This is a genomic window from Bradyrhizobium sp. CCBAU 53421 (assembly GCF_015291625.1).
Taxonomy (GTDB): Bacteria; Pseudomonadota; Alphaproteobacteria; order Rhizobiales; family Xanthobacteraceae; genus Bradyrhizobium.
Map to the genome: position 1 here is coordinate 2,985,930 of NZ_CP030047.1, position 14,968 is coordinate 3,000,897.

The 14,968-nt window shown below is 65.7% G+C and carries 12 protein-coding genes; 8 read left to right on the plus strand and 4 right to left on the minus strand.

Annotation, left to right across the window (positions count from 1 at the left end):
• Nucleotides 1–197 precede the first annotated feature (197 nt).
• A complete protein-coding gene (locus XH92_RS14035) occupies nucleotides 198–1,760 on the plus strand; it encodes a 2-isopropylmalate synthase (protein ID WP_194459731.1) in 1,563 nt (520 codons plus the stop codon).
• 518 nt (nucleotides 1,761–2,278) lie between these two features.
• Complete coding sequence (locus tag XH92_RS14040) at nucleotides 2,279–3,238, plus strand: LysR family transcriptional regulator (RefSeq protein WP_194459732.1); 960 nt, start codon at nucleotides 2,279–2,281, stop codon at nucleotides 3,236–3,238.
• Between the two features lie 177 nt (nucleotides 3,239–3,415).
• Here the strand turns inward: XH92_RS14040 and XH92_RS14045 are convergent, their stop codons facing one another.
• Nucleotides 3,416–4,384 (minus strand): hypothetical protein, encoded by a 969-nt coding sequence (locus XH92_RS14045; RefSeq protein ID WP_194459733.1) that lies wholly within the window; start codon nucleotides 4,382–4,384, stop codon nucleotides 3,416–3,418.
• 231 nt (nucleotides 4,385–4,615) lie between these two features.
• Here XH92_RS14045 and XH92_RS14050 point away from each other — a divergent pair, with 231 nt between their 5' ends.
• Complete coding sequence (locus tag XH92_RS14050) at nucleotides 4,616–4,927, plus strand: hypothetical protein (protein WP_246788404.1); 312 nt, start codon at nucleotides 4,616–4,618, stop codon at nucleotides 4,925–4,927.
• A 115-nt stretch (nucleotides 4,928–5,042) separates the two neighbouring features.
• On the opposite strand, the gene mobA is transcribed toward XH92_RS14050, so the two are convergent.
• Nucleotides 5,043–5,660, minus strand: a complete 618-nt coding sequence (mobA, locus tag XH92_RS14055; RefSeq protein WP_194459734.1) for a molybdenum cofactor guanylyltransferase MobA — start codon at nucleotides 5,658–5,660, stop codon at nucleotides 5,043–5,045.
• Entirely contained in the window at nucleotides 5,653–6,537 is an 885-nt protein-coding gene (locus XH92_RS14060) for a formate dehydrogenase accessory sulfurtransferase FdhD (RefSeq protein WP_194459735.1), read from the minus strand. The genes mobA and XH92_RS14060 overlap by 8 nt, the downstream gene beginning before the upstream one ends.
• 183 nt (nucleotides 6,538–6,720) lie before the next feature.
• On the opposite strand from XH92_RS14060, the gene glp reads away from it, so the two are divergent.
• From glp to XH92_RS14085, 5 genes are all read left to right on the plus strand, one after another.
• Nucleotides 6,721–7,974, plus strand: a complete 1,254-nt coding sequence (glp, locus tag XH92_RS14065) for a gephyrin-like molybdotransferase Glp (protein ID WP_194459736.1) — start codon at nucleotides 6,721–6,723, stop codon at nucleotides 7,972–7,974.
• Between the two features lie 231 nt (nucleotides 7,975–8,205).
• Nucleotides 8,206–9,918 (plus strand): NADH-ubiquinone oxidoreductase-F iron-sulfur binding region domain-containing protein, encoded by a 1,713-nt coding sequence (locus XH92_RS14070; protein ID WP_194459737.1) that lies wholly within the window; start codon nucleotides 8,206–8,208, stop codon nucleotides 9,916–9,918.
• A 37-nt stretch (nucleotides 9,919–9,955) separates the two neighbouring features.
• A complete protein-coding gene (fdhF, locus tag XH92_RS14075; protein WP_194459738.1) occupies nucleotides 9,956–12,742 on the plus strand; it encodes a formate dehydrogenase subunit alpha in 2,787 nt (928 codons plus the stop codon).
• A 55-nt stretch (nucleotides 12,743–12,797) separates the two neighbouring features.
• Entirely contained in the window at nucleotides 12,798–13,592 is a 795-nt protein-coding gene (locus XH92_RS14080; protein ID WP_246788406.1) for a dienelactone hydrolase family protein, read from the plus strand.
• 31 nt (nucleotides 13,593–13,623) lie between these two features.
• Complete coding sequence (locus tag XH92_RS14085) at nucleotides 13,624–14,358, plus strand: substrate-binding domain-containing protein (RefSeq protein ID WP_246788408.1); 735 nt, start codon at nucleotides 13,624–13,626, stop codon at nucleotides 14,356–14,358.
• A gap of 41 nt (nucleotides 14,359–14,399) precedes the next feature.
• On the opposite strand, the gene XH92_RS14090 is transcribed toward XH92_RS14085, so the two are convergent.
• Nucleotides 14,400–14,936 carry a hypothetical protein gene (locus XH92_RS14090; protein WP_194459739.1) on the minus strand — a complete coding sequence of 179 codons (537 nt, stop codon included), beginning with the start codon at nucleotides 14,934–14,936 and terminating at the stop codon, nucleotides 14,400–14,402.
• Nucleotides 14,937–14,968 lie beyond the last annotated feature (32 nt).

A 14,968-nucleotide genomic window follows, 5' to 3' on the forward strand; every position in this document is an offset into this window, starting at 1 on the left:
TTTCGGGGGAGGTGGCCGAGGCTACCGCCACGATCCCGGCCGCACGGCCCGCCCTGCTTATTGGCGGCCTGCTTCTTACCTGCCCCTGAGGGCCGGCTGGGCATTTGCGCCTGGGCACTCAGGGGTTTGTACGAGATCACCGGACCCTGATAATCGCCCTCAACATGACGGGCGCAAAGCTTAAAGGAATTTCTGACATGGCCACCGCTGATAAGTCCGAGAAGGACCGCGTCATCATTTTCGACACCACCCTGCGCGACGGCGAGCAATGCCCCGGCGCCACCATGACCTTCGAGGAGAAGCTCGAGGTCGCCGAGTTGCTGGACGATATGGGCGTCGACGTCATCGAGGCGGGCTTCCCGATCACCTCGGAAGGCGACTTCCAGGCGGTCAGCGAGATCGCCCGCCGCTCCAAGAACTCGGTCATCGCCGGCCTGTCCCGTGCCCACCCGGCCGACATCGACCGCTGCGCCGAAGCCGTCAAGTTCGCCCGCCGCGGCCGCGTCCACACCGTGATCGCGACCTCGCCGCTGCATATGCGCGTCAAGCTGAACAAGACCCCCGAGGAAGTGATCGAGACTTCGGTCGCGATGGTCGCCCGCGCCCGCAACCAGATCGACGACGTCGAATGGTCGGCCGAGGACGGCACCCGCAGCGAGATGGACTATCTGTGCCGGATCGTCGAGGCCGTGATCAAGGCCGGCGCCACCACGGTGAACATCCCCGACACCGTCGGCTACACGGTGCCGGAGGAATACACCCACTTCATGAAGACGCTGATCGAGCGGGTGCCGAACTCCGACAAGGCGATCTTCTCGGTGCATTGCCACAACGATCTCGGCATGGCGGTCGCGAACTCGCTGGCCGGCATCGTCGGCGGCGCGCGGCAGGTCGAGTGCACCGTCAACGGCATCGGCGAGCGCGCCGGCAACGCCGCGCTGGAAGAGATCGTGATGGCGATCAACGTGCGGAACGACAAGTTTCCGTACTGGAACAAGATCGACACCACGCAGCTGACCCGCGCCTCGAAGGTGGTGTCCGCGGCTACCTCGTTCCCGGTGCAGTACAACAAGGCGATCGTCGGCCGCAACGCCTTCGCCCATGAGAGCGGCATCCATCAGGACGGCGTGCTGAAGGACGCCTCGACCTACGAGATCATGCGGCCCGAGATGGTCGGCCTGAAGCAGTCGTCGCTGGTGCTCGGCAAGCATTCCGGCCGTCACGCCTTCATCCACAAGCTGGAGGAGTTGGGTTACAAGCTCGGCCCGAACCAGCTGGAGGATGCCTTTACGCGGATGAAGGCGCTGGCCGACCGCAAGAAGGACATCTACGACGAGGACATCGAGGCGCTGGTCGACCAGGAGATGGCGGCCGCGCACGACCGCATCAAGCTGACCTCGCTGACCGTGATCGCCGGCACCCATGGCCCGCAGCGCGCGACCATGAAGCTCGACGTCGACGGCCAGATCAGGATCGAGGAAGCCGAGGGTAACGGTCCGGTCGATGCCGTCTTCAACTGCATCAAGCGTCTGGTGCCGCACGAGGCCAAGCTGGAGCTCTATCAGGTCCACGCCGTGACCGAAGGCACCGACGCGCAGGCCGAAGTCTCGGTCCGTCTCGCGCACGAAGGCCGTTCGATGACCGCCCGCGCCGCCGATCCGGACACGCTGGTCGCCTCTGCCAAGGCCTATCTCGGCGCACTGAACAAGATAGTGATGAAGCGCCAGCGCGACGTCCCGGCGACCAAGGTCGCGGGCTGACGGTTCGCTCGATCAACGCATTCGCAAGCGCGGCGCCCCGGCGCCGCGTTTTTGTTTTGCCGCGTAGCCATGCAGCCCCGTTATCCTGCTGAACCCGTCATCCTGAGGAGCGCGTAGCGCGTCTCGAAGGATGCACAGCCCCTCTGCTTCAGCCCCGTGACGAACCCCACGCGGAGAGAGTCGGGCCGTCGCCCTTCGAGACGGCCGCTGCGCGGCCTCCTCAGGGTGACGGTGAGAGATTGCGCACAGTCGATTTCCCGTCAATGCGAGCGCAGCAACTTGTCCGCCGTACCTTGGCGGAGGTGGAAGCAATCCATCTTTCAGCTTGCTGATACATGGATTGCTTCGTCGCTTCGCCCCTCGCGATGACCGCTGCGGGTGATGGGTTTGGGATGGAATCGGCCCGGATTGACCGTTTTTGGAATTCTATCCCAACAATCCATCCCATCCCGCACTGCTTTGGAATCTTCCGCGCCATCTCCAGCGTTACCCTGCGTTCTTTCCCGGGGACGCCGCCCATGCCGATCTCCTCCATCGCCGTCGACCTTCCGCGTGCCGCGACGCCCGCTGAGGCCGCGCTGACCCGCCGGGTCGACCTCACCACGCTGCGCCTGTTCGTCGCCGTCTGCGACGAGCAGAACCTGACCCGCGCCGCGCAGCGCGAGGGGATCGCGGCCTCTGCCGTGTCGAAGCGGATGAACGATTTCGAGCTGGCGTTCGGCGTCACGCTGTTCAAGCGGCTCGCCAAGGGCATGGCGCTGACGCCGGCCGGCGAGGCGCTGCTGCATCATGCGAGGGTCACGCTGCTCAATGTCGAGAAGATCGCGGTCGAGCTGTCGGAGTATTCGCAAGGCGTGCGCGGCCATGTCCGCATGCTCGCCAACCTCTCGGCGATCGTGCAGTATTTGCCCGAGGACCTCTCCACCTTCTTCGCGGCGCATGAGCTGCTCCGCGTCGATCTGCAGGAGCGGCCGAGCGGGCAGGTGGTGCGCGGCATCGAGGAGGGCGCGGCCGAGCTCGGCATCTGCTCGGCCGAGGCCGACAGCCGCGCGCTCGAAGCCTTCCATTATCGCTACGACAATCTGGTCGTCGTGATGCGGCCGGATCATCCGCTGGCCGGCCGCGAGAGATTATCGTTCCTGGAGACGCTCGATTTCGACCACATCGGCCTGCACACCGCGAGCTCGATCTATCTGCGCTCGCAATATGCGGCGACGCAGGCCGGCAAGACGATGCGGCTGCGCATCAACGTGCCCGGCTTCGATGCGGTCTGCCGCATGGTGCAGGCCAATATGGGCCTCGGCCTGATCCCCGATCGCGCCTTCGCGGTGGTCGGCGCCGGCATGGGCCTTCGTGCCATCCCGCTGCGTGACGATTGGGGGCGGCGCGAGCTGAAGATCGTGGTCCGCGATGCCGCGCATCTGTCCGCAACCGGCCGGCTGATGCTGGATTATCTGCGGACGGCGGAGACCGACTAAGTCGCTATCGGCAATGCCGGTGAAATCACGAACAGCATGCCCGTCTTGACGACGGCCGTTTCCGCTCCAGCCGCGCTCGCGGCGCTTTGACTTCGGGCCCGCGAAAGATCGTTCCGGCGTGCCAATGCCATTCTCCCAATGGGGCCCGGCTTCTGGCGCAACCGCGACCTTCGCGAGTCAGTAAAGCCGCATGGCGAGGGGGACGCCGGCCGGACCGGCCAGCAGGCCCCAGGTCTCGTCGGCCGCGACCTCGAACTCCCGGCTCTCCGCCGCGCCGCTCGCGACCTTGAGGGTAACCTTGACCTTGCCCGGCGGCAGATCGATCTCCGGGCTGTCAGACGATTCGCCACCGACTTGGCGAGCGTGCTCCAAATCGCGTCCGGCGCGAGCCGCCAATTTGACGGTCTGCTCGTTGATGGTGATAACGGCGTCTTCATCCGTGGCGTTGCCAAGCTTCAGCTTCACCTGACCTGGTCGCGGCGGCAGGCCGGCATTGGTGACGAGATTCTCGGCGGTAGGCTTGCGCAGCGACAGGTCGGCGATCGTCCTGTCGTCCTGATGGATAAGCCGGAGCAGCGCCGGTCCACCTGACGTCGCAAACGCGATCACGGCCCGGTCCGACTCGACAACCGCGCCGCCATTCTCCGTCCAGCCACGTTTGCTCAGCGCGGCGCGATAGAAGCCGAGCGTATCAGCGAGACCGAGCGGCGTCTCGACATGAACCGATTCGATGAACGGTGAATTCTTCGCGGTCCTGAGCAGCCAGGGTTTGGGCAGCGGCAAGCCCGCAGCGAGATCGTCGCGCTCAGCCGGCGCCAGAGTCGCGGCCCGAGGGACGGCGCAGAGCAGGTGCCTGGCGATGGTATTCCGCGGACAGTGCGCAACGGCCCACAACGTCACGTCGGTGGAGATCGGCCGAAAGCTGTCGTGCGAGCCCGACGGGGGAGTGCTTGTGGAGCTCGACGGAGCGGCGAATATCGGGGTCCCCTGGCCGGTGGTTGTCGTCGACCAGTGGAGGGTGCAATTGATCAAGGTCGAAAAACCGGTGTCACAATAGTGACCGGGATCCAGGCTCCGCGCGAGCGCCCCGGTCAGCGCGACGATCGTCGCGACGGCAGTCGCGGCGGCCAGGCTGCCTGCGACCAAAACACCTTTCGTTCGACGCTGCATCGCCGGCTCCAATCTCGATGAGAGCCCTGGCATCAGATGCTCGTCATGAGCTTAGTGGCTTTGGCCGCCCAAAATGTTCATCGCCGGTTTGCCGTTTTCTCAAGAAGGGATTGATCCAGATCAAGCTTGAGACGGCCCTGCTTGGAATTCTCGTTGGCGTTAAGTGACCACATCGTTTGGCGTCATATTTTATCAATGGAGGGGAAAATGCCTGCAGTTGTCATGCAGTTCGTTTCGCATCCAAAACCCGGTAGCGATCTTGCGACCGTCTTGCAGCTTGCAAAGGACGGTGCGGTGCTTTGGCGGAAACACGGGGCCGACGTTAGCTATTGGTCGGTGATCGGTGGCGAGGTGGGCAACTACGCTTTCGTCGCACGCTTCGATAGTATCGAGGCTTACGGGCGTAGTCTGGCCTCGCTCGGTGCCGATCCGGCTTTCGCAGAATTTCAAGCCAAGCGGCTGAAGGCCGGGCAATCGGATTGGGTACGTTCCAACCTTTCCGTTCAGGTCGATGTCTGACGGAGCGCCTTCTCTCTTGAATGCGAGACCGCCTTCGGGCGGTCTCGTGCTGTCTGTCGCGGCGGACGCGCGGAGCCAGGCGGCCGCGCCGCAGGTTCGCGACCTCAGTCATGCTCTAGCCGCCGTCAAGCGCGGCGAGACGATCAGCTTCCGCGATGTCTTCGATGGTGTTGGCGTTGAAGAACGGGTCCAGCGGCTCGACCGGCCATTCGACCGTCGCCAGCGGATAGCGCGCGGTCCAGCGATCGATCTTGCGCACGTCCTCCTCGACCAGCGCATGGCGCAATTCGCCCCGCAGGCGCACGCTCCAGAGGCCGATGACCGGATGGGTCTGCCCGCCGGATGACGCGACCGCGAGCTCGGCACTCTCAGCCGTGCGCGCCTGCTCCAGGCGTGCGACAAGATCGCGCGGCAGAAACGGACAGTCGCCCGCCGCGCTCAGCACCCATTTCGCATCCGGCCGGTGGGCCGCGGTCCAGTCCAGCGCGGCCAGGATGCCGGCGAGAGGGCCGGGATAATCGGCGACATCGTCGGCGACGACGGGAAGGCCGAACGCGGCGAAGCGCGCGGGATCGCCGTTGGCATTGATGATCAGCCCGTTGCATTGCGGGGCGAGACGGTCGATCACCCGCTGCAGGATGGTGCGGCCGGCGATCATGCGCATCGGCTTGTCGCCGCCGCCCATCCGCCGCGCGAGCCCGCCGGCCAGCAGAACGCCGGGGATGCTAGTCATTGTCGGTCTCGCCCTTGCGCTTGTGACGCATCGATTCCTCTTCGACATAGTCGAGGTTCTGGTCGTAGACGATCCGCTCCTGGCCCGACAGCGCGATGAAGCGCTTGCCGCGGGCGCGCCCGACCAAAGTCAGCCCGACTTGTCGCGCCAGATCGACGCCCCACGCCGTGAATCCGGAGCGCGAGACCAGGATCGGGATGCCCATCCGCACCGTCTTGATCACCATCTCCGAGGTGAGCCGCCCGGTGGTGTAGAGGATCTTGTCGGCTGGATCGACATTGTGGCGATAGATCCAGCCCGCGATCTTGTCGACCGCGTTGTGCCGGCCGACATCCTCGGTGTAGCAGACCGGTGTGCTCTCCTTGCACAGCACGCAGCCGTGGATGGCGCCGGCTTCCAGATACAGCGACGGCATCGTGTTGATGGTGTGCGTCATCCGGTAGAGCCAGGAGGTGCGCAGTTCGGCCTTCGGTAGCGCGACTTTCTCCACGGCTTCGAGCAGGTCGCCGAACGCCGTACCCTGGGCGCAGCCCGAGGTCTGCGTCCGCTTCTTCAGCTTTGCCTCGAAATTGGTGTGGTGCGCGGTGCGCACCACGACGACCTGGAGATCGTCGTCATATTCGACGTCGGTGACGACGTCGTCGTATTTGAGCATGTTCTGGTTCAAGAGGTAGCCGAGCGCGAGGTATTCGGGATAGTCGTTGATCGTCATCATTGTGACGATCTCCTGCGCGTTGAGGTACAGCGTCAGCGGCCGCTCCACCGGTACCTTGATCTCGGTCTGCTTGCCGGTCTGATCGACGCCAATGACGCGCTCGGTCAGTCGCGGATCGTCCGGATCAGGAACAATGATGGGAGCTGTGGTTGTCTCGGGCACTGCTAGACGTCCGGATGGGTTCACATGGCAACGCAGCTGGGGATATAAGCACGGGCGGAGACCGACTGGCCACTCTCCGCCGTCTTGCCGGAACCGCCATGGTCGGTCCGGCCATGAGATAACGCCGCAGGTCGCGATCCGGGTCGAACAAATCTTGTCGATGGCCGAGGACTGAGAGACATCATGGCGCAGCTTTCGGACGACTGCTTCGCGTTCGGCGGACCGATGATGTCGGTCGACGAGGCCGTCGCGATCATCGCCGCGCGCGTCAAGCCGGTCGGCGAGACCGAAGCCGTTGCCCTGGTCGACGCCGACGGCCGCATCCTCGGCCGCGACGTCGCTGCGCCCCTGCCGCTGCCGCCTTTCATGAATTCCGCCGTCGACGGCTACGCGGTCTCAGGCGCGGACCTGCCGGCGAGCGGCGAGCGCGCGTTTCCCGTCGCCGGGCGGGTGCAGGCGGGAGCGCCGGCGGAGCCCGCGCGGCCCGGCCAGGCGGTGCGCATCTTCACCGGTGCGCCGATGCCTGATGGCACCGACACCGTGTTCATGCAGGAAGACGTGCGGATCGACGATGCGGGCCACGTGATCCTGCCGCCGGGCCTGAAGCCTGGCGCCAATGTGCGTCCGGCCGGCGAGGATATCCCGCGCGGCCATGTCGCACTTGTGTCGGGCCGACGCCTGCGCCCGCAGGACATCGCCGTTGCCGCGGCCTTCGGGCTCACCACGCTCGATGTGGTGCGACGGCTGCGCGTCGGGGTGTTCTCCACCGGTGACGAACTGGCCGCGCCCGGCAGCGCGCGCACCGAAGCGCAATTGTTCGATTCCAACCGCTTCATGCTGATGGCGATGTTGCGGCGGCTCGGTTGCGAGGTCGGCGATCTCGGCATCCTGCGCGACGAGCGGGCCGAGCTTGCCGCGGCGCTCAAGCAGGTCGCGCGCGGCTACGACTTGATCCTGACCACGGGCGGGGTCTCGACCGGCGAGGAGGATCACGTCAAGGCCGGCATCGAACAGGCCGGCTCGCTGGTGCTGTGGCGGATGGCGATCAAGCCGGGCCGTCCGGTGGCGATGGGAGTAGTCGATGGCACGCCGCTGATCGGCCTGCCCGGCAATCCCGTGGCGAGCTTCGTCACCTTCGTCCATGTGGTGCGGCCGACCGTGTTGGCGCTGTCGGGCGCGGTGCCGTCGCCCTTGCTGCCGATGCCGGTGCGGGCCGCCTTCAGCTACAAGAAGAAGAGCGGCCGCCGCGAATATGTCCGTGCCTCGCTGCGCCGGGCGGCGGACGGCGCGCTGGAGGCGACCAAATTTCCCCGCGAAGGGGCGGGCCTGTTGTCGTCGCTGGTCGAGACCGACGGGCTGATCGAGCTCGGCGAGTCCATCGTGCGGGTCGAGGCGGGCGATGCGGTCGGCTTTCTCGGCTACGCCGATCTGCTGTGAGAGCCAGGACTTGCGGTCGAGCTCATGCGAGCTGAGCAGATAGCCGTCTTCTGCGATTTGAAAATCAGATCGCCCGATAGATAAACATTAACAATGGCCTGCGCGGCAACCCGACGCTGCTAGAGGCGTTCTAAATGTGCTTGCCTGTGGTATGCCAGAGAATAGAGTTGGTTGAACCGGCGCGAATTACGCAAAGCCGGGTTCCAAGGCGAGGTTTCAAGGCGAGGTTTCATGAGCGGAGACGACGTTCACAAGGTCCGTGCGTTCGAGCATCCCGGACAAGGCCGGAAGCGGGCGAAAGCCACGCCCAAGGGACGCCAGGTCGACCCCGCGGCCGCGCATGAGATCGAGGCGCTGCTTGCCGACCGGCCGCGGCGCCGCGACCTCTTGATCGAATACCTCCATCTGATCCAGGACAAATACCACCAGATTTCGGCAGCGCATCTCGCCGCGCTCGCCGACGAGATGAAGCTGTCATTCGCCGAAGTGTTCGAGACCGCGACCTTCTATGCGCATTTCGACATCGTGAAGGAGGGCGAGCCCGACATCGCGCCGCTCACCGTGCGGGTCTGCGATTCGCTGACCTGCGCGATGCTCGGCGGCGAGAAGCTGCTGAACGATCTCCAGAGCCGCGCCGGCCCCGGCATCCACGTGGTGCGGGCGCCGTGCGTCGGCCGCTGTGACACCGCGCCCGCGGCGGAGGTCGGCCACAACTTCATCGACCATGCGACCGTCACCAACGTGCTCGCCGCGGCGAAGAACGGTGACACCCATGTGCATCTGCCGCCTTACGTCGATTACGACGCCTATGTCGCCGCCGGCGGATACAAACTTCTGGTGCGCCTGCGCTCGGGCGAGCTGCCGCGCGAAGACCTGCTGAAGGCGCTCGACGATGCGTCACTGCGCGGTCTTGGCGGCGCCGGTTTCCCGACCGGCCGCAAATGGCGCGCCGTGCTTGGCGAGCCCGGTCCGCGGCTGATGGCGGTGAACGGCGACGAAGGCGAGCCCGGCACGTTCAAGGATCGTTACTATATCGAGACCGATCCGCATCGCTTCCTCGAGGGCATGCTGATTGGCGCCCACGTGGTGGAAGCGCCCGAGGTCTATATCTACATCCGCGACGAGTACCCGGCCTGCCGCGAGATCCTCGCGCGCGAGATCGCAAAACTTCCGCCCGGCGGTCCGACACTGCATCTGCGGCGCGGCGCCGGCGCCTATATATGCGGCGAGGAATCCTCGCTGCTGGAATCGATCGAAGGCAAGCGCGGCCTGCCGCGGCACAAGCCGCCATATCCATTCCAGGTCGGGCTGTTCGGCCTGCCGACGCTGATCAACAACATCGAAACGCTGTGGTGGGTGCGCGACATCGTCGAGAAAGGCGCCGACTGGTGGAAGAGCCACGGCCGCAACGAGCGTCACGGCCTGCGCAGCTTCTCGGTGTCGGGACGCGTCAAGGATCCCGGCGTCAAGCTTGCGCCCGCCGGCATCACGTTGCGCGAATTGATCGACGAGTTCTGCGGCGGCATGGCCGATGGCCACACCTTGCAGGCCTATCTGCCGGGCGGCGCGTCCGGCGGCATCCTGCCGGCCTCGATGGATGACATCCCGCTCGATTTCGGCACGCTGGAAAAATACGGCTGCTTCATCGGCTCCGCCGCAGTGGTCGTGCTCTCGCAGGCCGATGACGTCAGGGACGCCGCGCTGAACCTGATGAAGTTCTTCGAGGACGAGAGCTGCGGGCAGTGCACGCCCTGCCGCGCCGGAACCGAGAAGGCGGCGCTGTTGATGCAGCAGCCGGTCTGGAACAAGGAACTGCTCGATCAACTGAGCCAGGCGATGCGCGATGCGTCGATCTGTGGCCTCGGGCAGGCGGCCTCCAATCCGCTGACCTCAGTGATCAAATATTTTCCGGACGGGTTTCGTCCGCAGCAAGCCGCCGAATGAGCGGGCCGGGCAGGGCGAATTTCGACGAGGATTTTGAATGAGCAACAATCAGAACTCCGGCCAGATCATTCAGTTCGAGCTCGATGGCCAGCAGGTCGAGGCGCGGGCCGGCGAAACGATCTGGCAGGTCGCCAAGCGCCAGGGCACCGAGATCCCGCATCTGTGCTATTCACCCGCGCCTGACTACCGGCCGGACGGCAACTGCCGCGCCTGCATGGTCGAGATCGAAGGCGAGCGCGTGCTGGCGGCGTCCTGCAAGCGCACGCCTTCGGTCGGCATGAAGGTGAAGTCGGCGAGCCAGCGCGCCATCGCGGCGCAGAAGATGGTGATGGAGCTGCTCGTGGCGGACCAGCCGGCGCGCGAGACCTCGCACGATCCGGATTCGAAATTCTGGCACTGGGCCGAAAAGACCGGCGTCACCGAAAGCCGCTTCCCCGCGACCGAACGCTGGCACGCCGACACCAGCCATCCGGCGATGCGCGTCAATCTCGACGCCTGCATCCAGTGCGGCCTGTGCGTGCGCGCGTGCCGCGAGGTGCAGGTCAACGACGTGATCGGCATGGCCTACCGCAACCACGATGCCAAGATCGTGTTCGATTTCGACGACCCGATGGGCGAATCGACCTGCGTCGCGTGCGGCGAATGCGTGCAGGCCTGTCCGACCGGCGCGCTGATGCCGGCCGTCATGCTGGACGACAAGCAGAGCCGCGTCACCTGGCCCGACCGCAAGGTGGATTCGCTGTGCCCGTATTGCGGCGTCGGCTGCCAGGTCACCTACGAGGTCAAGGACGAGAAGGTGATCTACGCCGAAGGGCGTGATGGCCCCGCCAATCACAACCGGCTCTGCGTCAAGGGCCGCTTCGGCTTCGACTATATCCATCATCCGAACCGGCTGACCAAGCCGCTGGTTCGCCTGCCGGGCGTCAAGAAGGATGCCAACGACCAGGTCGATCCGGCCAATCCCTACACCCATTTCCGCGAGGCCTCCTGGGAGGAGGCGCTCGATCTTGCCGCGGCGGGCCTCCGCAAGATCCGCGACGAGAAGGGCGCCAAGGCGCTCGCCGGGTTCGGCTCGGCCAAGGGCTCTAATGAAGAGGCCTATCTGTTCCAGAAGCTGGTCCGCACCGGCTTCGGCTCCAACAATGTCGACCACTGCACGCGGCTGTGTCACGCCTCGTCGGTCGCAGCTTTGTTCGAGGGACTGAGCTCCGGCGCGGTGTCGGCGCCGTTCTCGGCCGCGGCCGACGCCGAGGTGATCTGGGTGATCGGCGCCAATCCGACCGTGAACCATCCGGTCGCGGCGACCTACATCAAGAACGCCGCCAAGCGCGGCGCCAAGCTCTACGTGATGGACCCGCGGCGGCAGACGCTGTCGCGCCACGCCACGCAGCATCTCGCCTTCAAGCCGGGCAGCGACGTCGCGATGCTGAACGCGATGATCCACACCATCATCACCGAAGGCCTGACCGACGAACAGTACATCGCCGGCTATACCGAGGGCTATGACGACCTCAAGGCGAAGATCCAGGAGTTCACGCCGGAGCGCATGTCGCCGATCTGCGGCATTCCCGCCGAGACGCTGCGCGAGGTGGCGCGCGCCTACGCCAGCGCCAAGTCGTCGATCATTTTCTGGGGCATGGGCATCAGCCAGCACGTCCACGGCACCGACAATGCGCGCTGCCTGATCGCGCTGGCCCTGATCACCGGCCAGGTCGGCCGTCCCGGCACCGGGCTGCATCCGCTGCGCGGGCAGAACAACGTGCAGGGCGCCTCCGACGCCGGCCTGATCCCGATGTTCCTGCCGGACTATCAGCCGGTCGGTCGCGACGACATGCGCGGCGCCTTCGAGAAATTGTGGGGGCAGGAGCTTGATCCGGTGCGCGGGCTGACCGTCGTCGAGATCATGAACGCGATCCATGCCGGCGAAATCCACGGCATGTATGTCGAGGGCGAAAATCCCGCGATGTCCGATCCTGACTTGCAGCACGCGCGCCAGGCGCTGGCCAAGCTCGATCATCTCGTGGTGCAGGACCTGTTCGTCACCGAGACCGCGTTCCACGCCGACGTCATCCTGCCGGCCTCGGCATTCGCCGAGAAATCCGGCTCCTTCACCAACACTGACCGCCGCGTGCAGCTGGCGCGCGAGGTGATCAAGCCGCCGGGCGATGCGCGGCAGGATCTCTGGATCATCCAGGAGATCGCCAAGCGGATGGGATTGCCCTGGAATTATGCCGGACCTGGCGAGGTCTTCACCGAGATGGCTGAGCTGATGCCGTCGCTGAAGAACATCACGTGGGAGCGCTTGGTGCGCGAGGGCGCGGTGACCTATCCGGTCGACGATCCCGACAAGCCGGGCAACGAGATCATCTTCACCACCGGCTTCCCGACCGAGAGCGGCCGCGGCAAGATCGTGCCGGCCAAGGTGATCCCGCCGGACGAATTGCCCGACGACGAGTATCCGATGGTGCTGTCGACCGGACGCGTGCTCGAGCACTGGCACACCGGCTCGATGACGCGCCGCGCCCAGGTGCTCGACCAGATCGAGCCCGAAGCGGTGGCGTTCATGACGCCGAAGGACATGCGCAAGAAGGGGCTCGCGCCCGGCGACTTCATCCGTCTCGAGACTCGCCGCGGCGCGGTCGAGGTCAAGGTGCGCGCCGACCGCGACGTGCCCGAGAACATGGTCTTCATGCCGTTCTGCTATGCGGAAGCGGCGGCGAATTTGCTGACCAACCCGGCGCTCGACCCGTTCGGCAAGATTCCGGAGTTCAAGTTCTGCGCGGTCCGCGCCGAGAAGATCGATATCCGGACGGCGGCGGAATAGCCGTCCGGGCCAAAACAAACGCAACGCGGCGACGCCAACCCGCAGGGAGATCAGCATGCGAACGATCATAGTCGGAGCACTTTGCGCCATCGCGATGGTCGCGAGCGCACAGGCCGCGGTCAAGGAAGAGCCGGTCACCTACTCGGACGGCGAGACCACGATGAAGGGCTTCGTGGTCTATGACGATGCGAGCCAGGCGAAGCGGCCCGGCATCATCATGGTGCACGAATGGTGGGGCATCACCCCGCATATCCACAACGAGGCGCGGAAGTTCGCGGAGCAGGGCTATGTCGCCTTCATCGCGGACATGTATGGCGACGCCAAGACCGCCGACAATCCGAAGGACGCCGGCGCGCTGTCCGGCTCGGTGATGAAGAGCCCGAAGGTGATGGAGCAGCGCTTCAACGCCGCGCGCGAGCAACTCGCCAAGCAGGCCTCGGTCAATCCGCAGCGGATCGGCGCGGTCGGTTACTGCTTTGGCGGCGCGGTGGTGCTGAACATGGCGCGCACCGGCGCTGATCTCGCCGCCGTTGCGGGCTTCCACGCGTCGCTCGGTCTCAACACGCCCGCACCGGCGCCGGGCACCGTCAAGGCAAAAATCCTGATCCTGAACGGCGCGGACGATCCGTTCGTGAAGCGCGAGCAGTACGATGCGCTGAAGAAAGATTTCGACGCCGCGAAGGCCGACTACCGGATCATCGAGTATCCCGGCGCGGTGCACGCGTTCACCAACCCCGAAGCCACCGAGCTCGGCAAGAAGTTCAACCTGCCGCTCAAATACGACGCCAAGGCCGATCAGGAATCGAAGGCCGAGGCGGCCAAGCTGTTCGCCGCGAACCTTCAGAAATGAGCCAACCGGCCGCCCACATGGTGCCGCAGCATTGACGCCGGCAATCGCCGATACTCCGGAAACGATCAAGGTCATCATTTCCGGCGGCTTCGCGGCAGTCTATCGCGAAGTGCTGCCCGAATTCGAGCGCAGCACCGGCATCAAGGTGGAGACCGGCTCCGGCGCATCGGAGGGCACCGGCCCGAAGACAATCCGGCACCAGCTTGCGCACGGCACCAAGGCGGACGTGGTGATCCTGTCGCGCGAGGGACTGCGCAAGCTGAACGAAGACGGGCGGATTCGCGCGGGATCCGACACTGGTCTCGCGACGGCGCCCTTGGCGGCCGCGGTTCGCTCAGGCTCTCCGAAGCCGGACGTCGGCGACGCGATCGCGCTGAAGAAAGCCTTGATCGATGCGGGTCAGGTGGTGGCGCCGAGCAGCACCAGCGGACAATTCGTCCGCGACAAGGTCTTCCCCAGGCTGAACCTGCCGGACACGGTGCGACTCACCCTCGAGGCGCGCGGCACCGAGGCGGCCGAAGCGCTGCGCGCGGGCAAGGCCAATCTCTCGATCGGGCCGACCAGCGAGCTGGTGCAGGAGACCGGCATCGAGGTCGTCGGTCTGCTGCCTGCGGATCTGCAGCTTGTGCAGACCTTCACGGCTGCTGTCGTCAGCGACTCCAGGTCGCCTGACGCAGCCCGGCGCCTGATCGATTTCCTTTCCTCGGATACCGATATCATGCGCGCGGCGATCAAGCGGGCGGGCATGGAGCGGCCACGCGGATAGGCTGCCGTCGCATCGTGCCGAAGCGCCGGCGGCGGCGCGGCTTAGCGATCTCCGTTGCCGGGCGCGACATTGAGCGGCGCGCCACCGGTCGAAATCGGACCCGCCGGTTTTGGCGCCCGAACCGGCGGCCGTCTCGGCTTCGGCGCCGCTTGCGCGACCGGTGCTGGATGCGGCTGGTCGGCCGTTGCCGTGGCCTGCGGTGGCACGGGAGCAGGAGCGGGGCGCTGCAGCGCGTCGACCTTCGAGGCCAGGGCCGCCAGCTGGTCGGCGATCGTCTTCATCTGCTCCTGCTGGTCCGCCACCGACTTGCTGAGCGCGCCGATGTCGTCCTCGAGCTTCTGCTGTGTTGCGAGCAGATCCGGCAACGTCTCCTTGTCGCCCGCGGCCGCACTGTCACCGGGCGCAGCGTTGCCCAGCGAGGGCACCAGCGGCGCGATCTGGGGCCAGGCGTAGACGCCTCCGGCGCCCACACAGGCGAGGATGACGACCAGCAGGAACCACGGCCAGCGGCGGCGCGCAGCGGGAACCGGGCTTGACGGCGCATGGCGCTGCCATGCCTGATCGGAATCGTTGGTCACCCATGCTTCCTAGTCTGCTTCGGCAGCTGTTG